We start from the raw sequence: 20,602 nt of genomic DNA, 5'->3' as shown, positions 1-20,602 counted from the left end.
GGCGGGGTTGTGCGGGATGGTCGGGGCCGCAAAGCGGTGGCTGTGCTGCAGCGTTTGCGCCGCCTCGCGATGTGGACTGCCCGCCGTCCTGGCCTCACGGCGGCTTGCCCCCCTTGCAAGCCTGTGCCCGTCGCGTGCAGGGTGGCAGCGGATTGAAGCTGCAAGCGCGGGCCCTGATGCGAAACTCCCTTCTGAATGTCACCCTGGCCCTTGTGCTTGTCTGCCTGACCGGCTGGCTGCTGGTCGTCGGACGGGCGCTGCTGTTGCCTTTCGTGACGGCGCTGATCGTCTGGTATCTGATCAATGCACTGGCGAGCGGCCTGCGTGCCATACCGCTGGGCAGCTGGCGGCTGCCGGCCCTGCCGGCGCTGCTGATCGCGCTCATCATCATCTTCGCTGCCGCGACCTTCATGTTCGACCTTGTGGCGGCCAACCTGACGCAGCTGGCGCGCGACACGCCGGGCTACCAGGCACGGCTGGAACAGGTCTTCGCCAGCCTGTCGGCCATGGCGGGCCTGCGCGAGCCACTCCAGATGCGGGACCTGTTCCCGCAAACCTCGCTGACGCAGCTGGTCACCCAGGCGGCCAGCTTCATCACCACCATGGCCGGTTCGGCCTCGCTGGTTTTCATCTATGTGCTGTTCCTGCTGATCGAGCAGTCGACCTTCAACCGCAAATACGCCGCGCTGTTTGATTCGCCCGCCCGCGCCGAGGCAGCCTTCGCCATCCGCGCCGAGATCAACCGCCGGGTGCTGCATTACTTCGGCATCAAGACGGGCGTGAGCCTCGCCACGGGGATGGCCACAACGGGCCTGCTGCTGGTGCTGGGGCTGCCCTATGCGGCGCTGTTCGGCTTCATTGCCTTCCTGCTCAACTACATTCCCACCATCGGCTCGCTGATCAGCGTCATCTTCCCGAGCCTGCTGGCGCTGGTGTTCTTCGAGACCTATGGCCCGTTCCTCGTCATCTCCATCGGCCTCGGGCTGATCCAGTTCATCCTCGGCAACCTGGTCGAGCCGAAGCTGATGGGCTCCAGCCTCAACCTCTCCGGCCTCGTCATCCTGTTGTCGCTGGCCTTCTGGGGCGCGATCTGGGGCGTGACCGGCATGGTGCTCTGCGTGCCGCTGACGGTGGTGATCCTGATCATCTGCGCCCAGATCCCGCAGACCCGGCCGATTGCCGTGCTCCTGTCCGCAGACGGCAATGTCGGCCCGCCGCTGCAGCCTCGCGAGACGCCTGCGGGGGAGACGGCGCTGGTGCGCCCGTAACGCAGTCCGGTGCCGAACGGGGCCTGTGTCCGCCGGTCTGGATAAACCCACGGATGTCACCCCGGCCAAGCGAAGCGCCGAGCCCGACTTTCCATACACAGGGGTCTACTCGCTTGCAGAGAGGTGCGGTGCGTGCAGCAGCGCTGCGGCAGGCATCGCGCGACCTCTCCGCAGCCTGTGGTACGACCCTGCCAGTCTCTGCTGCTCTGCGAACGAGTAGGCCCCGGGTCTGCGCTGCGCTCCGCCCGGGGTTGTTTGTTGTCCGAGGTGCTAGGGTAAAGGGGAAGCTGCGACCCTTAACCCGCAGCTTCAGCGTCAGGCGACCGTCCCGGGGTCGGGTTTTCACCCGCTGTCATCATGGCTCCCTGACGCTTCCCTTTTCCCGCTTGGAGAGTTGATTGGGCCTCTGGTTGACACCCACGCCCGCAAACAATCCGAAGCACGTCAAGGATAGCACGGCCATGCCCGCCCTGCAGCAGCCTCCCGCCCATGTCTGCGGCTTCGATGTCGCCAAGGACAGCATCACCGCCTTCGACACCGCCACCGGCCGTGTCACGACCTTCCCCAACCGCTCCGCCAGCATCCGCAAGGCGCTGACAGGCCTGTCGGCCGACTGCCTGTGCGTGTTGGAGCCGACCGGCGGCCACGAGCGCCTGCTGGTGGGCGAACTGACGGCAGCAGGCCTTGCCTGCCACCGGGCCGATACCGTTAAGGTCAAGGCATTCAGCCGGTCCTTCGGCCGTCTTGCCAAGACAGACGCCATCGATGCCCAGGCTCTGGCCCGCTATGGCGAGGAGCGCTGGAAGACACTCGCCCTGTTCACGCCGGCCGATGAGACCCAGAGCACACTCGCCAGCCTCAATGCCCGCCGTCAGGAGCTTCTCGCCCTCAAGGTGGCCGAGCAGAACCGCTCAAAGATCCCCGGAGAGGGACCTGGCATCGCGATCATCCGCCGCTCCTGCCAGGTCATCCTGCGGGCGATCCTGCACGAGATCGAGGCCATCGACGCCGCCATCGAGGCGCTCGTCGACGCCTCGCCGCAGCTCGCCCGCCGGATCGAGGTCTGCTGCTCCCTGCCGGGCGTGGGCAAGCGCACCGCCATCACCCTCGCCGCAACCATGCCGGAACTGGGAACGATGGACCGGCGCCAGGCCGCAAGCCTCGCCGGGGTCGCCCCTCATCCCAAGGACAGCGGAACCCTCAAGGGATATCGCCGGATGCACGGCGGACGCTCCACCGTCAAGCCGGCCCTCTTCATGGCCGCCTTGTCCGCAAGCCGCGCAAACGGGCCATTAAAGGAGGTCTATCAAAGGCTTATCAACAACGGGAAGAAGCCAATCCTCGCAATCGCCGCCCTCATGCGAAAGATCATCGTCATCCTGAACGCAAGGATCAGGCAAAACGCACAACAACAGAGTTGATGACACGGAGCAAGGTGCATTCACCACGCGACGGCAATGCCGCATATGAGCAACACCTCTTCGTGTCACCTTGGGCTCGCGCTGCGCTTCGCCCGGGGCGACACCTTGGAGGACGGAAAGGCGCAAACGCGCCTTTGACTTGCCGCATTCCGGGGCGAGGGTTCTCATGCCCCTCGTGAGCATAAGGATTTTTTACGATGAATTTGCCTCTGACCCGTTCTGTCCGCCGTCCGCTCCGGGCCATGGTGATTGCCCTGCCGCTGGCGCTCAGCGCTGCTTTCGCCACGACGGCCGCCCATGCCGAGGACGCCAAGCACGATCTCTTCATCACCGTGCAGGGCATCGGCAACATCGTTGTTGCCCCCGACCAGGCGATGATTTCCGGTGGCGTGATCAGCGAGGCTGCGACGGCTGCCGAGGCGCTGGCTGCCAATTCCAAGGCGCTGGCCGGCGTGGTGGAAAAGCTCAAGGCATCCGGTGTCGCCGAAAAGGACATGCAGACCAACGGCTTCTCGGTGCAGCCGAAGTACACGGACTACGGCAAGACCGACAAGGCGCCGGTAATCGACGGCTATCAGGTCAGCAACAGCATCAGCATCAAGGTGCGCGACATGGCCAAGCTTGGCGACCTGCTCGACGCCATGGTGGCCAGCGGCTCCAACGCCATCAACGGTGTCAGCTTCATCGTGTCGGATGCCGACAAGCGCTCTGACGATGCGCGCAAGGCGGCCGTCGCCGATGCCCGCCGCAAGGCGGAACTCTATGCCGCAGCCGCCGGTGTGAAGCTTGGCAAGGTGCTGTCGATGAGCGAGGGCGGCGCGGCTGTGCCGCAGCCGATGTACCGGATGGCCGCGATGTCCGCCGAAGCGGCCCCGCCGATGCTGTCCGGCGAGGAAACGCTGAGCGCCAGCGTCACCATCGTCTACGAACTGGCTAACTGAGCCGGATTGTCCTCAGGGTGGGGATGCGCCCTGCCCTGAGGCCCTTATGCACGACCCGTCGCCTGCCGGATCGGAACGAGAGGGTCAGAGATCCTTGATCCAGACCTGCATCGGCTTTTCGGTCTCTTCCGTCTCGCCAACGTCCTTCCAGGGGAAATAGACAACGGCGCCTTCAAGCGGGGTGTAGCCGCGCTTGCGCCAGAAGTCGGTGAGCGGCACATAAGCCGCCGGCCGGGCCGGGTGGTCATCCGGCCGCTGCACGGCGCAGAAGGTGGCACGGGTGAAGCCCAACGCCCGGGCATGCGCCTCGCGGGCATCATAGAACTGATGGCCGAGCCCCTGGCCGCGATAGGCGGGATCCAGCACCGATTCGGCGAGATAGAAGATCTGCTTCAGATCAAAGCCGCGCTCCTCGAAGGGTTCGCGGAACTGGATGACTTCCTTGGCCAGCGGTTCGCCGGTGGCAGCGCCCACCAGCCGGTCCCCGTCATAAGCCCCCACGATCACCGCACCCGAGGTCGCCGCATAGCGGGCGAGATAGCGTGTCTCGTAGTCCATGCTACCGTCGTAGAGATATGGCCAGGCCCGGAACACTTCGATGCGCAGACGCGCCAGATCCTCAAGGGCATCCTGAAGCGCCTGATTGGTGAGAAGCTTGATCTGAACCGGCATATGCCCTCCCTGCGGTGCCTTTGTTTTTTGCACACGATGCCCGTGTTGCCACAAAAAAGACAAGAGGCGATTTGCTGGCCGCTGCGAATGCAGGGCAGCCATGCAATGGATGCAGAGCAGTCAACCGCAAGCGGGCTTCGTCGGCCGCTCAAACAATCTCGCGGCGAGAACGGGCCAGGGGCGCGCAAGAACTAAGCCGGCAGCAGGTTACATTTGGCGACAACTTCGCGCTCGCCTTGCCGGGGGCTTGCGATAGCATTCGAGGCGCGCCCATCGGCAAGTTCTTTCACCAAGACGGCAAGAAGCATGGTGGGCGAGTTCTGCCGGCCACTGCCGGAGCATCAGCCAGGAGTGAAGCCATGTCACGCCCAGCCATCCAGGGCTATAGCCCGCTGCAGATCGGCCTGCACTGGGTCATCGCCGCCCTCGTCATCTTCCAGATTGTCTTTGGCGAGGAGATCAAGGATCTCGGCCGCGCGCTCAATCGCGGCACGGACCCGGAAACCGCAACCGTCGTTCTCGGCAACCTGCATATCTGGGCCGGGATCGCGATCCTGGCGCTGACCGTCTGGCGGCTTGCGCTGCGGTTCACGCGCGGCGCACCCGCCCCGGCCGGCGGCACGGCGCTCACCCTCGCAATCATGAAGGCAGCGCACGGGCTGTTCTATGCCCTGCTCCTGGCCATGCCGGTGACCGGCCTGGTGGCGTGGTATCTCGGCGTGCATGACGCAGGCGAGATCCACGAGGCGATGAAGCCGGTGTTCGTGCTGCTCATCGCGCTGCATGTGCTGGCCGTCGTCTGGCACCGTGCCGTACTGAAAGACGACACGATGGCCCGGATGCTGCGTCCCGGCCGCTAATGAACACACCCGCAAGACGGATCCGGATGGGGCTGCCATCCGGATCAGGCTTCAGTCGCGCGCTTCCAGCCAGATGCGTGCGGTCTTGACGTCACCGGAGAGAACGCCCTCCGCAATCTTCTGACCGACGACAGCGCCGAACTTGTAGCCATGGCCGGAACAGGCGGAGACGAAGACGGCCTTGCCATCCTCCTCGACAAAGAAATGCTCGTCCGATGTGAAGGTGTAGGCGCAGGTGACCACATCCGTCACCTTGTACTCCGCGATCCGGCCAAAGGGCGGGGCGAAATGATTGCGCAGCGTCTCGCCTTCGCCCGGCACCGGAACGCGGTTGGCGTTGGCATCGGCGTTCTTGTACTTGTGGATCCCTGCGCCGAATTTCAGCCCGGTGCCGGGCACCGGCGGCAGCACGTAGCCGTCAACCTTGCCACCCACATCAAGGATCACCGGGGCGGCTTTCCAGGCAGCCTTCAGATCGGATGGCGGATCGAGATAGACCACGGCCGTGCGGTACGGCGTCAGGTGGCGGGCGAGATCCGGCGCCAGCTGCACCACCCAGGCCCCTGCCGTCACGACCACGCGGTCGGCTGTGAGCACCGTGCCATCTTCGAGAGACACAGATCCGGCCGCCCGGTCAATCGCCGTGACCCTCGTGTTTTCGCGCAGGTCAATGCCCCGGGCGATGAACCAGTCCCTGAGGCCGGCTGCAATCTTCTGGCAGAGCAGCACACCGCCCTCGGGATTGAAGGCCGCAAACCGCAGGGTCTTGCCATCGAGGAACGGGTAGCGGGCCTCGGCTTCCGCGCCGGTCATGTCGTCAAGCGCATAGCCGCCGTCGATCATGCCCTGGCGATAGCGCTCGCCCTCGTCGCCCGGTTCCTGCGACAGAAGCAGGAAGCCGGTGTCGACAAGGTGTTTCGCCCCAAGATCCGACCACATCTCGTCCCACGTCGCATAGGCATCTGAAATCCGGCGCTGGTATCCGCCCTGACCGCCATAGGCGCGGCGGATGATGCGGTGCTGGTCGCCCGAGGCGGACAGCGGATTGGGAACCGGCCCCTGTTCCAGCAGCGTGACCTCTGCCCCGCGCTTGGCGAGGGCCCAGGCGGTGGAGAGCCCGGAAATGCCGGCGCCGACAACGATGACTTTCATGGCGATGGTCTCCCGGTGGCAGGATCAGGCACTGACCTGAGCAATCCAGTCTTCCAGATTGTAATAGGTGGTGATGCGGGCGATCTGGCCATCGCGGATGTCGAAGAAGGTGCCGGCCGGCAGGCGGTAGGTCTGGCCCTTCGCCTCGGGCAGCCCCTCGTCCGAGACGAGATATGTGCCATTGACGATGAATTCGGCCGCGCCCCGTGTTCCGTCCTCGCTGACGAAGACGACGATGTCGGTCAGCGTCTCCTTGTAGCAGCGGGTCATGTGGGCGTTGAACTCGGTGAACAGCGCCTTGCCAGTTCGCCGGCCACCCTGGTTGACGTCATGGGCGACATCATCGGTGACAAGCGCGACCATGGTGGCCGTGTCGCCGGCATTGAAGGCGGCATAGTAGCGGTTGAGGAGCGCAAGGGACTGGGCGTTTGGCATGGGGAATCCGGATGCTGCACAAGCGAAAGGATCCACATTGAGCCCGCTCCCGGTCCCTATGGCAAGCCATGATCGCGGCCTTCAGTTCGCCAAATGCGAAATCACGAGAGAGCAAGTGGCTTCCGCGCGCAGTCCGCGCGGAAGCTGTTTCCAGGGCAGAAAGCTCAGGCGCGGCCAAGCAATGCGTCAACGCTGAAGCGACCGCCACCGGCTGCCGCCAGGTAGAGGAAAACAAAGCAGTACAGCACCGCCAGCTCACCGCCATTCAGGATCGGATAGAAGTTCTGCGGTGCGTGGGCGAGGAAATAGGCAGCTGCCATGGTGCCCGAGGCCAGGAACGCCGCCGGCCGCGTGAACAGGCCGACCGCAATCAGCAAGCCCGTCGCCAGTTCGATCATTCCGGCGATCCCGGGCAGGGACAATGGCGCGACACCGGAGAAATCACTGGGCGGCAAGGACAGATACTTGGTCGTCCCATGCTGAAGGAAGAGCAGGCCGGACATCAGGCGCAAGGCGCTGAGCAGGCTGCTTGTGTGGCCAGAGAGGAAGTTCATGGCAGTCTCCGATGTGAGAACAGGACCGGTAGACCGGCCCAGTCTTTTTTGTAGGACCGGTTCGACGCAATCGGCAATGGGACGCAGGCGGCTAAGCCGCACCAGCCATGACTGGAAGTGCAAAACCTACCGTTCCACCGGCTCAGAGCGTTTCACGCCGGCGAGCCGCTCGGCGGCGGCTTGGCGAACGGCGCGGGTCAACGCAGCAAGCGAAGACGCTGTCGAGCGGCTGACGTGCCAGTAGAGGGGAACCGACAGGCGGGACCCTGGGCGGAGTTCAACCAGCCGACCGGAGGCGAGATGCTCGCGCACCAGTAGGTCCGGGTTCATGCCCCAGCCAAGGCCGGCAAGGGCGGCCTCGACAAAGGCATTGGTCGAGGCGAGCCAGTGGGTTGGCGGCGACAGGGCAATGCCGAAGGTGGTTTCGATCCACTGGGTCTGCAGCCGGTCCTTGGCGTTGTAGGTCATGGCTGGTGCGACGCCGAGACTGTGGGCCGTGACGCCCTCAGCGAACCAGCGGCGCATGAAATCCGGGCTGGCCGTGGCAACATAGGTGAGCGATCCGAGAAAGAAGCAGTCGCAGCCCTGGACCGGATCGGCATCGGAACTGACTGCGGCCCTCACCTCGCCCCGGCGCAGCCAGTCGGCGCTGTGGTCCTGATCATCGATCTTCAGGTCAAACAGCAATCCATCGCGCGCGCCCTGCGCCATGGCGGGAATGAACCATGTGGCAAGGCTGTCGGCATTCACCGCAAGGCGAAGCGACGCCTGCCCGACACCTGCAAGCTGGAGATCGCGCGCGAGGGCGTCTTCCAGCAGCGCCACTTCCTCGGCATGGCGCAGCAGCCGCTCGCCGGCTTCCGTGGCGGTGGCCGGCTGGCCCCGCACCACAAGCACCGCACCGACGCGATCCTCGAGCGCCTTCAGCCGCTGGGAAATGGCAGAGGGCGTCACGTTGAGATGACGTGCCGCGCGATCAAGGCTGCCGCTACGCAGGATCGCCGCCAGAGCGGCCAGATGGGATGGATCAAAGTGCATTAGCAAGTCTAATCTCAGATGAGATTTATTAGCTAGTCTAATTCAAGGGCTGACGCTACGTGGTCTGGGCAATGTCTGCCCTGGAGCCCCGCATGTTGACTGCCGCCTTGTCTGGCCTGTTTCTCGGCCTGTCGCTCATCATCGCCATCGGCGCGCAGAATGCCTTCGTGCTGCGGCAGGGGCTGCGACGGGAGCATGTCTTTGTGGTCTGCCTGACCTGCGCGCTCAGCGACGCGTTGCTGATTTCGCTCGGCGTGTTCGCCCTTGGCACGGTCACTGACCTGATTCCCGGCATCGAACCAGCATTGCGCTATGGCGGAGCGGCGTTTCTCCTGGCCTATGGGTTGCGCAGCGCCCGATCTGCGATGACCGGCAGCAGCGCCCTCACCTCCGGCGATGGTGCGCGGCAAGGGCTAGGCGCAACGCTGGCCACCGCCCTCGCCTTCACCTTCCTTAACCCGCATGTCTATCTCGACACGGTGCTGCTGATCGGCTCGATCGCCAGCCAGTATCCCGGCCGGGAAGCGGCATTCGGCGCGGGAGCCGTGACCGGGTCGTTCCTGTTCTTCTTTTCGCTGGGCTACGGCGCCCGCCTTCTGGCTCCGGTCTTCGCGCGGCCCAATGCCTGGCGGGTGCTGGATGGCGTGATCGCGGTGGTGATGATCGGGCTGGCGATCAAGCTGATCCTCTGACGCTGCGTGGTTTCGCATCGCCGGGACAACGTGTGACTGGCCGTGCAGTTCAGCTTGGTTGGCCGCGCAATGAAGCAGAGCGAGGCTCAAAGCGTCTTTCAATGCCCCCTCCCCCACGGCCATGCTTGCCATCCCGCAGACAGGCAGCAGGGCCAAGACCATGACCAGACGCACCATCGTTGTAACAGGAGCGGCATCCGGGATCGGGGCGGACATCTGCAAGGCGCTGACACGCGAGGGCGCCCGGGTGATCGCCGTCGACCGGAACCCGGTCGCTGGGCTTGAGGAAAGCCTCCAGGCCGATCTGACCCGCCCGGACGAGGTCGCCGCGCTGATCAAGGCTCTGCCGGAAGGTCTGGACGGTCTTGCCAACAGCGCCGGCCTGCCGCCAACGGCCGCAGCAGAAGCCGTGCTGCGTGTCAATCTGATAGGCCTGAAGCAGCTGACGCTGGGGCTGATCCCGAAGCTTGCCGACGGCGCATCGATCGTCAATCTCGCCTCGCTTGCCGGCGTTGGCTGGCCGGATCACCTGCCGCAGGTGAGGCGCACGCTGGCCCTGCAGCCGGAGGATGACGTGGCAGGTTTCTGCGCTGCGGAAGGACTGAACCGGCCGGACGGGAGATCCTACTTTCTGAGCAAGGAAGCGTTGATCGTCTGGACCCTTCAGAACCGCTGGACCTGGCGGTCGCGCAACATCACCATGACCTGTGTGTCGCCAGGACCGGTCGAAACGCCGATCCTGAAGGATTTCGTGGCAACGCTGGGTGCGCGCGTCGAGGAAGACATGCGGGTCATGGACCGGCCCGGCCGGCCGGAGGATATCGCTCCCGTCGTCTGTTTCCTGTTGTCGGAGGCAGCAAAATGGCTGCGAGGCACAAACATCGAGGCCGATGGCGGCATGAACCGGCATATCCTCAGCCAGCAGCACGGGCTCTGAACACCAGCAGCTCCGGTCGTCATTCATGGTACCCGGGAGATTGACCGGTTCACCAAACTTGTCGCTTGAGCAGGACGCGCCGTTCGGATCAGATCGGCTTCAACACCGCCGATCCCGTGAAGAGGCCAGCATGTCCCTGTCCGTCGATGATTATCCGCGTCTCGTTGCCCTGCGTCACGATCTTCACCGTCATCCGGAGGTGTCCGGCGAGGAACGCGAAACGGCGAACCGGGTTGCGGCGTTCCTGCAGCTGAATGCCCGGCCAGACGCACTGGTGACCGGTCTCGGCGGGCATGGTCTGGCCGCGGTCTACGAAAGCGGACAGCCAGGACCAACGCTGCTGCTGCGGTCGGAACTGGATGCCCTGCCGATCGAGGAAAAGACCGGGCTGCCCTATGGCTCGTCCATTCCCGGTAAAGCGCATCTATGCGGCCATGACGGCCATACGACGATCCTGACAGCCGTCGCGATGGGGCTGGCGCGCAGCCGACCCGCGCGCGGACGTGTGGTGCTGCTGTTCCAGCCTGCGGAAGAGGACGGCTCCGGCGCGGCCGCCGTGATAGCCGATCCGGTCTTCGCAGAGCTGCGCCCCGATCTCGCCCTCTCGCTGCACAACATCCCCGGTCTTGCCATCGGCAAGGCCGAGTTGAAAGCCGGGCCGGTCAATTGTGCCTCACGTGGTCTTCGCCTTCGGTTTGCCGGCAAGACGGCGCATGCCTCGCAGCCGGAAACCGGAACTTCGCCCATGCCGGCGCTGGCGGAGCTGATGCCGGCCCTGTCGCGCCTCTCCCGGGGGACGCAGAGCGATCCAGACTTCCGGCTTGTCACGGTGACGCATGCCTGGCTGGGCGAGAAAGCCTTCGGCATTGCCCCCGGCGATGGCGAGATCTGGGCCACCCTGCGCACGCAGACGGATGCCGGCATGGCCGCGCTGTGCCATGACGCGGAACAATTGGCGCAAGACGCCGCCAGCCGCTTCGGGCTTGGCCTCAGCTTCAGCTATCACGACATCTTCCACCACTGCGAGAACGCACCCGACGCTGTCGCAGCGCTTGGCGCGGCGCTGGATGCCGAGGGGATCACCTGGTCGGCAGGATCCCTGCCCTTGCGTCCCTCGGAAGACTTTGGCCGCTTCCGTGCCCTCTGCCCCTCCGCGATGGTGTTCCTGGGCGCGGGCGAGACGCGTCCGGCACTGCACAATCCCGACTATGATTTCCCCGATAACCTGATCGAGCTTGGCGCAAGATTGTTCCTGCGGGCCATCCGCCAGCAGCTTGGCTGAGCCAGATTCAGCTCAGTAACTCGGGAAGCCGCGGGCGGCCCATTCGCCGCGTGGCACGGCGCCGCGTACCTCGAAGGCGAAGGACTTCACCTTGGTGATGTCCTCGTCCAGCTCGCAGCGGAAGGCAACGTTGTACCAGTAGCCGCCGGCGCGGAACCCGGCCCGGTCTGTCGCCAGCACAGTGCCAGTCTTGAGGCGGAAGGTCGGCAGGATCTCCGGCCGGTAAGCCGGTGAGGCATCGGTCAGCTGGGCGCGAAGCTCCGTCATGCACAGGACGTCGGCCCGCATCTCGCGCGGCATGCCGCGCATGGCGGTCTTGGCGCGGGAATCCCCCGACAGGGTGTTCGAGAACAGCCGCCGGCTGGGCTTCAGATTGCCCAAGGTTGATGACCCGCTGCCAGGCCCGGAACCATCGCCGGTTCCGGTGCCCGAGCCCTTGCCGCGCCCTGGACGAATTGCGCCGGGCGGAGCTTCAGGATCGGCCTTTGCCAGCTGCTGCGGCTTGGGGCGCGGCGGTGCCTTGGCCACCAGCGGGCCGGTGAGGACGGAGGCTGGCAGGTCGGCATTGGCATCCGTTTCCGCCGGAGCGACCAGCTCAGGTTCACCGGGGGCCGGCGGGGCGATTTCCGGCGCGTCGCCCGCCGTGGCCACCAGTGCGGCGATGTCAGACGCCTGCGGCGCAGCGGCCGGCACCTCGGCGGGCGCTTCCGCCGCGACTGCTGCAGCCGGTTCGGCCTAGCGGCACCGGATCGGCCACCTCAGGGACAGCCGCGCTGGCGGGCTCCGTCGCATCCGAGGTCTGCTCTTGCCCGGATGGGGCGTTGGCATCCGTACCGCCGTCGCCAGCGCCCCCACCGGCCGGCGCCTCGGCTTCTGCGGACGCGCTGGTGTCGGCGGTCACCTCGGCCTTCTCCGCGGCGCTGCCGTCCGCAGCCGCCTCCGGTCCGCTGTCCTCCTCGCCAAACTCGACGACGGGAATAAGCACGGGCAAGGGCTGCGGCGGCTGATCCTGTGCCGCAGCGGGCGGAGGAGCCGGGGCAGGCTCAGGTGCTTTTTCGGGCGCCTTTTCGGGCTCGGGTGCGGGTTCCGGCTCTGGCTCTGGTTCAGGCTCTGGCGGCGGAGGGGGAGCAGGCTGGGGCTCAGGCGCCGCAACCTCTGGCGCAGGCGGCGGCGGCGGGGCTGGCTGCTCGGCTTCGGGCTTCAGGTCCAGCTCCGGCTTCGCGAGCAGCTCGGCCAGGTCCAGCTTCTGTTCCGGCTTTTCAGGCTCGGGTTCGGGCTCTGGCTTGGGTTCGGGCTTCGTTTCGGGCGCGAGCGGCTCGACGAGCGTCACCTCGACCACCGGCTCACGGCTCGGCGGCAGCACATCGGGCGCACCGGCCAGGATTACACCGACGATCGCGACATGCAGCAGCACGGACAGCCCGATGGCTCCCCCAAACCGCGCAACACCAGTGACCCGCTCCTGTTCCATGGGCTGATGCATACTGACAAATGCGGCGAAATGGGAGCGGGAATGGTTGCAGCCACGCGGGGGCGAGTTATCCACTGGGGGGCATCGCCAGGGTTTGTGGATCCCCACCAAAGATCGATCCCCGCACGAGGCGGGGATGACCTAGGAGAGGGGGCGCTTGCGGTGTGAACATGGCAACCAACGTGGCATGCAACAAAGGCGCACGACGGGACCACCCACACCGGACAACCATCGGCGGTCATCCCCGCCTCGTGCGGGGATCCAACTTAGGCAAGTGCAACCGGGCTCGGAGGTTGATGCAAGGCCGTGTGGATCCCCGCACGAGGCGGGGATGACCTAGGAGAGGGCTTGTTCAGTGCCAACGTCGACCAACAAAAAAGGCCGGTCACGCGGACCGGCCTTTCAAGATGTCGTGCTTGCGACCCGCCTCAGCTGTCGAGGAACGAGCGCAGCTTGCGGGAGCGGCTCGGGTGCTTGAGCTTGCGCAGGGCCTTGGCTTCGATCTGGCGGATACGTTCGCGGGTGACCGAGAACTGCTGGCCGACTTCTTCCAGGGTGTGGTCGGTGTTCATGCCGATGCCGAAACGCATGCGCAGCACGCGCTCTTCACGCGGGGTGAGCGAGGCGAGGACGCGAGTGGTCGTCTCGCGCAGGTTCGACTGGATCGCCGCATCGATGGGCAGGACCGCGTTCTTGTCCTCGATGAAGTCGCCGAGGTGGGAATCTTCCTCGTCGCCAATCGGGGTTTCGAGCGAGATCGGCTCCTTGGCGATCTTGAGGACCTTGCGGACCTTTTCCAGCGGCATCTGCAGCTTTTCGGCCAGCTCTTCCGGTGTCGGCTCGCGGCCGATCTCGTGCAGCATCTGGCGCGAGGTGCGGACGATCTTGTTGATCGTCTCGATCATGTGCACCGGGATGCGGATCGTGCGAGCCTGGTCGGCGATCGAGCGAGTGATCGCCTGCCGGATCCACCAGGTGGCATAGGTCGAGAACTTGTAGCCGCGGCGGTACTCGAACTTGTCCACGGCCTTCATCAGGCCGATGTTGCCTTCCTGGATGAGATCGAGGAACTGCAGGCCGCGGTTCGTGTACTTCTTGGCGATGGAGATCACGAGGCGCAGGTTCGCTTCCACCATTTCCTTCTTGGCGATGCGCGCCTCGCGCTCGCCCTTCTGGACCATGGAGACGATCTTGCGGAACTCGGTGATCTCGAGGCCGGTTTCGGTCGCAAGGGTCTGGATCTCCTGCCGCAGCTCGCGGATGGTGTCCTTTTCCTTGGCGACAAAGTTCTTCCAGCCGCGCGTGGCAAGGTTTGCCACCTTGCGCAGCCAGTTCGGGTCGAGCTCGGCGCCCTGGTACTGCTTGAGGAAGTCGGTGCGGTCGACGCCGTAGCTGTCGGCCAGACGCAGCAGGCGGCCTTCGTAGCCCATCAGGCGCTTGTTGATGTCATAGAGCTGCTCGACCAGCGCATCGATGCGGTTCTGGTTGAGCGACAGGCTCTTGACGTCCGCGACCAGCTCTTCCTGGATCTTCTTGTAGCGGCGCTCCTGGCTCGGCGAGAGCGTCTTGTTGGCCAGCTTGTTCTCGACGAGCTGGTCCTGCAGGCGGCGCAGCTTCTTGTAGCTGTCGGCAACCCGGTCAAAGGTTTCCAGCACCTGCGGCTTCAGCTCGGCTTCCATGGCCGACAGGGAAACGTTGGACTCGAACTCGTCCTCTTCCTCCTCGCCTTCCTCACCGGTGCGCTCGCCATCCGGCCCGCGCGGCGCTTCGCCCTCGACCGGCGCGCGCTTCGGCATGCCTTCGTCGTCGAGCTCGACTTCCTCTTCCTCGCCCTCGCCGACGACCGGCCCGCCGCGCCCGTCCGGGCCGGCATAGGTCGCTTCAAGGTCGATGATGTCGCGCAGGAGAACCTTGCCCTCGTTCAGCTCATCACGCCAGATGATGATGGCCTGGAAGGTCAGCGGGCTTTCGCAAAGGCCGGCGATCATCGCCTCGCGGCCAGCCTCGATGCGCTTGGCGATGGCAATTTCGCCCTCGCGCGACAGAAGCTCGACCGAGCCCATCTCGCGCAGGTACATGCGCACCGGGTCGTCGGTGCGGTCGGTCGGCTCGCGGCCCGAGCCAGCCTTCGCCAGCGCGGTCGGGGCAGCGGGAACCAGTTCGCCGCCTTCCTCGCTGTCGTCGACCTGGGCCTCTTCGACCTCGTCGCTGTCGATCACGTTGATGCCCATGTCGGAGAGCATCGACATCGTGTCCTCGATCTGCTCGGAGGACACCTGCTCGGAGGGCAACACCTCGTTCAGTTCGTCATAGGTGACATAGCCGCGCTTTTTCGCGGCCTTGATCATGCGCTTGACGGCGGCATCGGAGAGGTCGAGCAACGGGCCATCCTGACCCTCCGCCGACGCTTCCTGTGCTTCTTCCGTCTGTGTTGCCTTAGCTACCATTGTCTGCTCCAGAACCGCCGCAGTGCTGCGGCGTCGCGCCCGCCTGTCCGAACTCGATCCGCACCACCGTCGCGAAATCCACCAGGACGCGCTGCCATTGGCGCTGCGCCCGGGGACCGGTTGATGATTCGGGTTTTAATCCTTGTCCCTTAAGTCCCACTTAACCGTAAGGCCTGATTGCCGAATTCCGCCCAGGGCGTCCGGCTGACCAAACCCGTTCCCGCACAGCCACCGGTCAGGCGGCCGTGCCGGGCCAAACGTCAGGATGTCGCAGCATCTCTCGGTGAGCTGTCCGTGGTCACATGCCATGCGGAGCGTGGTGAGCTGCCTGATTCTCCCTATTTAGCTCGACGCATGTGATTCGCAAGTGTGATTCGCCGCCAGTCAATGCGATTCGCGATAAAACATGGCCTTTCGTAAACGCGGCAGACGCCCGAGCGGCACGATCACCGGTTCAGGACAGGCCCTGCGCGGCCACTGGCGGCGCGCTGCGCAGCTTCTTGGCCCGCTCGGCAAGCTCAGCTTCCTCGCGTGCACATTCCTCGCGGCGGCGCGCCAGATCCTGTGTCAGGCCCCGGATGCGGTTCCACGCGCCCTCGTTCAGTTCGACCTCGGCCGCGTCAAGCTCCTGCTTCAGTTCGTGCTCCAGCGCGATCAATTCAAGGCTGTCGAGGAAATGCAGGAACACCGCCTCGATAAAGTCGTCTGGCGGATCCTTGCGCAGCAGCGGAAACCGCTGTGCCAGTTCGGAGAAACTGCCAAGCCCCGTACCGCCGTTCTGGTCACCGTTCTGCATCACCTCGCCGAGGATCTGGTAGAATGTGTCGTCGAGGCTCTCGTAGAAATCGGCGACCGACAGCTTGTCGTAATCCGACGCCACCCGGCAGATCTCGGTGCGGAAGCGCGCGTGCAGGGCATCAGAGAAGCCCAGCCGCGACACGCGCTCGATGTGCCGGTCGAGGAGATGCGGATAGCGCACGCAGAGGCCGCAGATCAGCCGCTCGATGCCGAACATCGGACCTTGCGGGGCGGCAATGGTGCGCCCGCCAGGATCTGTTGACACCAGCGCGTTGGAGGCCCCTGCCCCGCCACCGCCATTGCCAAACCCGCCGCCCCCGGCCTGACCGGCAGTGCCGCCGGCAAAGCGCTTGCGCCGTGCCTGCTCGAAAAACAGGTTCGACAGCTTCAGGCGCAGGTCGAGCTGGTAGCGCCGGCGCACGCGTTCGTCGCGGATCGCCCCGATCAGGTCCTCGAAGCGCTTCTCCAGCGCTGCCTTGCGCTCCGGCGTGTCGAGATTTGCGGCCGAGACTTCGCGGTCCCAGATGGCCTCGGACAGCGGCTGCGCCTTGGCAACCTCCTCAAGGAAGCCGTCCAGACCGCGTGTCTTGATCAGGTCGTCCGGATCCTGCCCGTCCGGCAGGAAGCAGAACTGGAAGGAGTAGCCTGACTTCAGCACCGGGAAGATGCGGTCGATCGCACGGTGTGCGGCGGATATGCCGGCCGCATCGCCGTCGAAGCAGACGACGGGCTCGGGTGCCAGCTTCCACAGGCGCATCACCTGATCTTCGGTAAACGCGGTGCCAAGCGTTGCCACCACGTGGCGGATGCCGGCCTGCCACAAGGCAATGGCATCGAGGTAGCCTTCTACGACGACGGCCTGGCCAGACTTGTAGGCCGGTTCGCGCGCCCGGTGGGCGTTGAACAGCATGATGCCCTTGTGGAACAACGGCGTTTCCGGCGAGTTGAGGTACTTCGGCTGACCATCCGGGTCGAGGGTTCGCCCGCCAAAGGCGACGACGCGGCCGCGGTCATCATGGATCGGGATCATCAGCCGGCCGCGGAACCGGTCATAGGAGGGGCGCCCGTCCTCGGGCTTGATCACCAGCCCGGCCTCGACCATCACCGGCTCGTCCACGCCCTGCCCGGCGAGATATTTCTTCAGGGCATCGCGTGTGTCCGGCGCAAAGCCGAAGCGGAATTCGGACAAGGTGGCCGGCAGCAGCTTGCGCTTCTGCACATAGGCGCGCGCAGCCTCGCCGCGCGGGCCACCAAACTCCATCTGGAAGAACCGCGCCGCCATTTCGCAGACTTCGGCGAGACCCGCCCGCTTCTTTTCCTGTCGTGCCGCTTGCGGATCCGCAGCAGGCAAGGCCACGCCGGCCTGCTCGGCCAGACGCTCCACGGCCTCGGGGAAGCTCAGGCCTTCGGTGTCTGTCAGGAAGCGGAAATGGTCGCCGGATGCACCGCAGCCGAAACACTTGTAGCGGCCCCGCCGGTCGTCAACGTGAAAACTCGGGCTCTTTTCCTGGTGGAACGGGCAGCAGGCCCAGAAATCACCCTTGCCGGGCTGGGTCTTACGCCGGTCCCAGGACACACGGCGGCCGACGATGTCCGACAGGGACAGCCGGGCCTTGATTTCATCGAGCAAGCGAGTGTCAAAACGCATGGATCTGTCTGCCGCCCGGGGCACCGCGCCTGTGCGGACCGTGTTTATAGAGAAAAGGCACCGGCACGACGCATGGCTTGCGCTGCCGGACGGCCTGATTGCAACGTGACCCTGTAACATAGGGACCGAGCGGGACCCACTTCAAGTGGCCCGCCGCGCACAGCCATGGCCGGGCACGCGCTGACGCAGTCGCTGGCAGCATCATGACTGCCACTGTCGCCGGCTAGTCGTCGCTCTTGGCTGCCGGACTGCGCAAGAGGTCCTTCACCAGACAGGACGCCTGGACGAAGTCCATCTGACCCGGATAGCGCTCCTTGAGCGCGGACATGCAGCGGCCCATGTCCCGCAATCCCGCCGCTCCGATGGCCCCGATTGTCTCGGCGCAAATGCGGCGCATGTCGTCCTCGTCCATCTGGGCCGGCAGAAACTCGCGAATGATCGCGCTTTCTTCCTCTTCCTGATCGGCAAGGTCGATCTGTCCGGCCTCCTCGTAGGCCTGACGGGATTCCTGTCGCTGAGCCAGCATCCGGCGGAGGAAGTCATGGACTTCGTCATCCGGCACGCCGTCACGGCCTTGTTCGCGCGCAGCCGCTTCCCGGTCCTTGATGGCAGCAAGGATCAGCCGCAACGTTGCAGTGCGGCGTTTATCGCCGCTCTCAAGCGCCTCCTTCAGCGAGGCGCTGATCTCTTCCCGCATGACAGTTCCCACCACAGGCACATCCCCGGCCTTGCGCCAAAATAGCCAGATTGCCGCCACAAAGCAATGACGCCACTATCAAGCGGTTGATTTCACTGAATTATATTAAAGTAGAGCGCTGTTGACCAAGGCCGCCCCTTGGCCTACATTCCCGCGCTTGAAGCATGAGGGCACTGACTGGCCCCGGTTGCGCTCATCCAGCGTTCTGACGGGCTTGCTGCGCCCGATCATGTCATCAACAACACCGAGAAAGCAAGACATGACGACCGCAGACGCGTGGGCCATTCCGCCTGCCACGGCGCTTCTGGTGCTGGCCGATGGGACAGTGATCGAGGGACAGGGCCTTGGCGCAACCGGCGAGGCAGTTGCCGAGGTGTGCTTCAACACCGCCATCACTGGCTATCAGGAAATCCTGACAGATCCGTCCTACGCCGGGCAGATCGTCACTTTCACCTTCCCGCATGTCGGCAATGTCGGCGTCAACGAGGAAGACGTCGAAACCATCAACATGGCCTCCGCCTCCGGCGTGCGCGGCGCGGTGCTGAAGGCTGACGTGACCAGCCCGTCCAACTACCGCTCGGCGCGCCGGTTTGACGACTGGCTGAAGGCGCGCGGCATCATCGGCATCTCGGGCATCGACACCCGCGCCCTGACGGCCCGGATCCGCGACCTCGGCGTGCCGAATGCGGTGATCGCGCACCACCCGGACGGCAAGTTCGACGTCGACGCGCTGAAGGCGCAGGCAGCTGCCTGGCCCGGCCTTGAAGGCATGGACCTTGCCAAGGACGTGACCAGCGGCCAGAGCCTTGGCTGGACCCAGACGCCCTGGGTGTGGAACGAAGGCTACGGCGAAAAAGGCCAGTCCGAGTTCAAGGTTGTCGCCATCGATTATGGTGTGAAGCGCAATATCCTGCGTCTGCTCGCCGACGCTGGCTGCGATGTCACCCTGGTCCCGGCAACGACGTCGGCCGACGATATCCTCGCCCTGAAGCCGGACGGCGTGTTCCTGTCGAACGGCCCTGGCGACCCGGCAGCAACCGGCACCTATGCCGTGCCTGCCATTCGCAAGCTGGTCGACAGCGGCCTGCCGGTCTTCGGCATCTGCCTGGGCCATCAGATGCTGGCGCTGGCACTCGGCGGCAAGACGCTGAAGATGCATCAGGGTCACCACGGCGCGAACCATCCGGTGCATGACCACACCACGGGCAAAGTCGAGATCACCTCGATGAACCACGGCTTCGCCGTCGACCGCGACAGCCTGCCGGACGATGTCGAGGAAACGCATGTGTCGCTGTTCGACGGCTCGAACTGCGGCATCCGCCTGAAGGACAAGCCGGCGTTCTCGGTGCAGTACCACCCGGAAGCTTCACCTGGCCCGCGGGACAGCCATTACCTGTTCCAGCGCTTCACCGACCTGATGCGGGCCCGCAAGGCGGCGCATTGATCGGCTCCCCCGACTGACACACGAAAACCCGGCCTCGAGCCGGGTTTTTTGTTGGCCACCGCAGCGCGCGGGATTTGGCCTGGCACAAGGCAACAAAAAAGCCCGGACCAATGGCCGGGCTGTTTTGTCGTTTCGATGAACTGGCGTCAGGAGACGGGGATCAGCTTGTCGAGCGAATTGAGGACATGGTCGACTTCCGCGACCTGCTCCTGCAGCAGCGCATGCTGCTCCTTGAGCATATCCTGCTGCGCACCGCAGATGCCACGCAGCTCTTCCAGCTGCTGCCGGCGCGGCGTGTTGCCTTCGACGAGCTTGATGACCCGGCGAATTTCGGTCAGCGTCAGGCCGATCTTCTTGGCCTGCAGGATGACGCGCATCCGGCCGACATCGCGGCGGGAGTAGAAGCGGCGGGCTCCCTTGCGAACCGGATTGATGAGACCCTTCTCTTCATAGAAGCGCAGGGTCCGCAACGTAACGGCAAACAGCTCCGACATCTCGGAGATGGCGAGGAGCTTTGTGTCATTTTCATCGTCGATGACCGGCCCTGCAATGTCAGGGACGACGACAATGTTTGTCGCTAAACTGTTCATGATCGAGTTTTGCCCGGTGGTTGAATCAAGATGAACCTCTGGCCATGTGAACTCCTGCAGCGCCGGGATCCCACCTATTCCGACGCCGCAGCATAAACTTCACATTTGTCACCCTACCCGGACAATCGCCAAAATCACGCATTGCGTGATTTCCGGCATCAGGGTCGAGGGGCCTGATTTGTTCAACAACGGTACTATTACACCAGTTTTCGTATTTTTCTTCTCACCTGACGCCATTTTTTGCGCCCTAGGCGC

19 protein-coding genes are annotated in these 20,602 nt (G+C 64.8%); 8 read left to right on the top strand and 11 right to left on the bottom strand.

Annotated features, from left to right (window positions below):
- Positions 1–176: 176 nt before the first annotated feature.
- The 3 genes from OVA12_RS05410 to OVA12_RS05400 all read left to right on the top strand — a co-directional run bounded on the left by OVA12_RS05410 (position 177) and on the right by OVA12_RS05400 (position 3,630).
- The gene (locus OVA12_RS05410; RefSeq protein ID WP_268135218.1) at positions 177–1,268 is read left to right on the top strand and encodes an AI-2E family transporter; all 1,092 of its coding nucleotides are present in this window, start codon (positions 177–179) and stop codon (positions 1,266–1,268) included.
- 461 nt (positions 1,269–1,729) lie between these two features.
- Positions 1,730–2,689 carry an IS110 family transposase gene (locus tag OVA12_RS05405; protein WP_268134326.1) on the top strand — a complete coding sequence of 320 codons (960 nt, stop codon included), beginning with the start codon at positions 1,730–1,732 and terminating at the stop codon, positions 2,687–2,689.
- Between the two features lie 197 nt (positions 2,690–2,886).
- Entirely contained in the window at positions 2,887–3,630 is a 744-nt protein-coding gene (locus OVA12_RS05400; RefSeq protein ID WP_268135216.1) for an SIMPL domain-containing protein, read from the top strand.
- An 84-nt stretch (positions 3,631–3,714) separates the two neighbouring features.
- Here OVA12_RS05400 and OVA12_RS05395 read toward each other — a convergent pair whose 3' ends face one another.
- Positions 3,715–4,302 (bottom strand): GNAT family N-acetyltransferase, encoded by a 588-nt coding sequence (locus OVA12_RS05395; protein ID WP_268135214.1) that lies wholly within the window; start codon positions 4,300–4,302, stop codon positions 3,715–3,717.
- 359 nt (positions 4,303–4,661) lie between these two features.
- On the opposite strand from OVA12_RS05395, the gene OVA12_RS05390 reads away from it, so the two are divergent.
- Positions 4,662–5,162 carry a cytochrome b gene (locus tag OVA12_RS05390; protein WP_268135212.1) on the top strand — a complete coding sequence of 167 codons (501 nt, stop codon included), beginning with the start codon at positions 4,662–4,664 and terminating at the stop codon, positions 5,160–5,162.
- Between the two features lie 51 nt (positions 5,163–5,213).
- Here OVA12_RS05390 and OVA12_RS05385 read toward each other — a convergent pair whose 3' ends face one another.
- From OVA12_RS05385 to OVA12_RS05370, 4 genes are all read right to left on the bottom strand, one after another.
- Positions 5,214–6,314 (bottom strand): NAD(P)/FAD-dependent oxidoreductase, encoded by a 1,101-nt coding sequence (locus tag OVA12_RS05385; protein WP_268135210.1) that lies wholly within the window; start codon positions 6,312–6,314, stop codon positions 5,214–5,216.
- 24 nt (positions 6,315–6,338) lie between these two features.
- A complete protein-coding gene (locus OVA12_RS05380) occupies positions 6,339–6,749 on the bottom strand; it encodes a ketosteroid isomerase-related protein (protein WP_268135208.1) in 411 nt (136 codons plus the stop codon).
- A gap of 164 nt (positions 6,750–6,913) precedes the next feature.
- On the bottom strand, positions 6,914–7,303 hold the full coding sequence (locus tag OVA12_RS05375; protein ID WP_268135206.1) for a DoxX family protein: 390 nt from the start codon (positions 7,301–7,303) through the stop codon (positions 6,914–6,916).
- Between the two features lie 126 nt (positions 7,304–7,429).
- Positions 7,430–8,341, bottom strand: coding sequence for a LysR family transcriptional regulator ArgP (locus OVA12_RS05370; protein WP_268135204.1), 912 nt, complete (start codon positions 8,339–8,341; stop codon positions 7,430–7,432).
- A gap of 92 nt (positions 8,342–8,433) precedes the next feature.
- Between OVA12_RS05370 and OVA12_RS05365 the strand changes: the two genes are divergently transcribed.
- The 3 genes from OVA12_RS05365 to OVA12_RS05355 all read left to right on the top strand — a co-directional run bounded on the left by OVA12_RS05365 (position 8,434) and on the right by OVA12_RS05355 (position 11,252).
- Positions 8,434–9,033: a LysE/ArgO family amino acid transporter gene (locus OVA12_RS05365; RefSeq protein ID WP_268135202.1), complete on the top strand. Its 600-nt coding sequence runs from the start codon at positions 8,434–8,436 to the stop codon at positions 9,031–9,033.
- Positions 9,034–9,193: 160 nt separating this feature from the next.
- Entirely contained in the window at positions 9,194–9,970 is a 777-nt protein-coding gene (locus OVA12_RS05360) for a coniferyl-alcohol dehydrogenase (RefSeq protein WP_268135200.1), read from the top strand.
- 130 nt (positions 9,971–10,100) lie between these two features.
- Entirely contained in the window at positions 10,101–11,252 is a 1,152-nt protein-coding gene (locus tag OVA12_RS05355; protein ID WP_268135198.1) for an amidohydrolase, read from the top strand.
- A gap of 12 nt (positions 11,253–11,264) precedes the next feature.
- Here the strand turns inward: OVA12_RS05355 and OVA12_RS05350 are convergent, their stop codons facing one another.
- From OVA12_RS05350 to OVA12_RS05330, 5 genes are all read right to left on the bottom strand, one after another.
- Entirely contained in the window at positions 11,265–11,945 is a 681-nt protein-coding gene (locus OVA12_RS05350; RefSeq protein WP_268135197.1) for a DUF930 domain-containing protein, read from the bottom strand.
- Positions 11,917–12,735, bottom strand: coding sequence for a hypothetical protein (locus OVA12_RS05345; RefSeq protein ID WP_268135196.1), 819 nt, complete (start codon positions 12,733–12,735; stop codon positions 11,917–11,919). The genes OVA12_RS05350 and OVA12_RS05345 overlap by 29 nt, the downstream gene beginning before the upstream one ends.
- Before the next feature lie 416 nt (positions 12,736–13,151).
- Positions 13,152–15,170: an RNA polymerase sigma factor RpoD gene (rpoD, locus tag OVA12_RS05340; protein WP_268135194.1), complete on the bottom strand. Its 2,019-nt coding sequence runs from the start codon at positions 15,168–15,170 to the stop codon at positions 13,152–13,154.
- Positions 15,171–15,624: 454 nt separating this feature from the next.
- Positions 15,625–17,616 (bottom strand): DNA primase, encoded by a 1,992-nt coding sequence (gene dnaG / locus OVA12_RS05335; protein ID WP_268135192.1) that lies wholly within the window; start codon positions 17,614–17,616, stop codon positions 15,625–15,627.
- Between the two features lie 223 nt (positions 17,617–17,839).
- Positions 17,840–18,313: a GatB/YqeY domain-containing protein gene (locus OVA12_RS05330; RefSeq protein WP_268135190.1), complete on the bottom strand. Its 474-nt coding sequence runs from the start codon at positions 18,311–18,313 to the stop codon at positions 17,840–17,842.
- Between the two features lie 259 nt (positions 18,314–18,572).
- Here OVA12_RS05330 and carA point away from each other — a divergent pair, with 259 nt between their 5' ends.
- Positions 18,573–19,757, top strand: a complete 1,185-nt coding sequence (carA, locus tag OVA12_RS05325) for a glutamine-hydrolyzing carbamoyl-phosphate synthase small subunit (protein WP_268135188.1) — start codon at positions 18,573–18,575, stop codon at positions 19,755–19,757.
- Positions 19,758–19,903: 146 nt separating this feature from the next.
- Here carA and OVA12_RS05320 read toward each other — a convergent pair whose 3' ends face one another.
- Positions 19,904–20,347, bottom strand: a complete 444-nt coding sequence (locus OVA12_RS05320; RefSeq protein ID WP_268135186.1) for a MerR family transcriptional regulator — start codon at positions 20,345–20,347, stop codon at positions 19,904–19,906.
- Positions 20,348–20,602: the final 255 nt, after the last annotated feature.

Source organism: Pannonibacter sp. SL95 (assembly GCF_026672425.1).
Classification (GTDB): Bacteria; Pseudomonadota; Alphaproteobacteria; order Rhizobiales; family Stappiaceae; genus Pannonibacter.
This window is presented reverse-complemented; position numbering and strand designations above follow the sequence as displayed.

Bases quoted from the DNA above. Each gene is read 5' to 3' on its own strand.
- OVA12_RS05410 (WP_268135218.1), top strand. From the start codon at position 177: ATGCGAAACTCCCTTCTGAATGTCACCCTGGCCCTTGTGCTTGTCTGC.
- OVA12_RS05405 (WP_268134326.1), top strand. From the start codon at position 1,730: ATGCCCGCCCTGCAGCAGCCTCCCGCCCATGTCTGCGGCTTCGATGTC.
- OVA12_RS05400 (WP_268135216.1), top strand. From the start codon at position 2,887: ATGAATTTGCCTCTGACCCGTTCTGTCCGCCGTCCGCTCCGGGCCATG.
- OVA12_RS05395 (WP_268135214.1), bottom strand. From the start codon at position 4,302: ATGCCGGTTCAGATCAAGCTTCTCACCAATCAGGCGCTTCAGGATGCC.
- OVA12_RS05390 (WP_268135212.1), top strand. From the start codon at position 4,662: ATGTCACGCCCAGCCATCCAGGGCTATAGCCCGCTGCAGATCGGCCTG.
- OVA12_RS05385 (WP_268135210.1), bottom strand. From the start codon at position 6,314: ATGAAAGTCATCGTTGTCGGCGCCGGCATTTCCGGGCTCTCCACCGCC.
- OVA12_RS05380 (WP_268135208.1), bottom strand. From the start codon at position 6,749: ATGCCAAACGCCCAGTCCCTTGCGCTCCTCAACCGCTACTATGCCGCC.
- OVA12_RS05375 (WP_268135206.1), bottom strand. From the start codon at position 7,303: ATGAACTTCCTCTCTGGCCACACAAGCAGCCTGCTCAGCGCCTTGCGC.
- OVA12_RS05370 (WP_268135204.1), bottom strand. From the start codon at position 8,341: ATGCACTTTGATCCATCCCATCTGGCCGCTCTGGCGGCGATCCTGCGT.
- OVA12_RS05365 (WP_268135202.1), top strand. From the start codon at position 8,434: ATGTTGACTGCCGCCTTGTCTGGCCTGTTTCTCGGCCTGTCGCTCATC.
- OVA12_RS05360 (WP_268135200.1), top strand. From the start codon at position 9,194: ATGACCAGACGCACCATCGTTGTAACAGGAGCGGCATCCGGGATCGGG.
- OVA12_RS05355 (WP_268135198.1), top strand. From the start codon at position 10,101: ATGTCCCTGTCCGTCGATGATTATCCGCGTCTCGTTGCCCTGCGTCAC.
- OVA12_RS05345 (WP_268135196.1), bottom strand. From the start codon at position 12,735: ATGCATCAGCCCATGGAACAGGAGCGGGTCACTGGTGTTGCGCGGTTT.
- rpoD (WP_268135194.1), bottom strand. From the start codon at position 15,170: ATGGTAGCTAAGGCAACACAGACGGAAGAAGCACAGGAAGCGTCGGCG.
- dnaG (WP_268135192.1), bottom strand. From the start codon at position 17,616: ATGCGTTTTGACACTCGCTTGCTCGATGAAATCAAGGCCCGGCTGTCC.
- OVA12_RS05330 (WP_268135190.1), bottom strand. From the start codon at position 18,313: ATGCGGGAAGAGATCAGCGCCTCGCTGAAGGAGGCGCTTGAGAGCGGC.
- carA (WP_268135188.1), top strand. From the start codon at position 18,573: ATGACGACCGCAGACGCGTGGGCCATTCCGCCTGCCACGGCGCTTCTG.
- OVA12_RS05320 (WP_268135186.1), bottom strand. From the start codon at position 20,347: ATGAACAGTTTAGCGACAAACATTGTCGTCGTCCCTGACATTGCAGGG.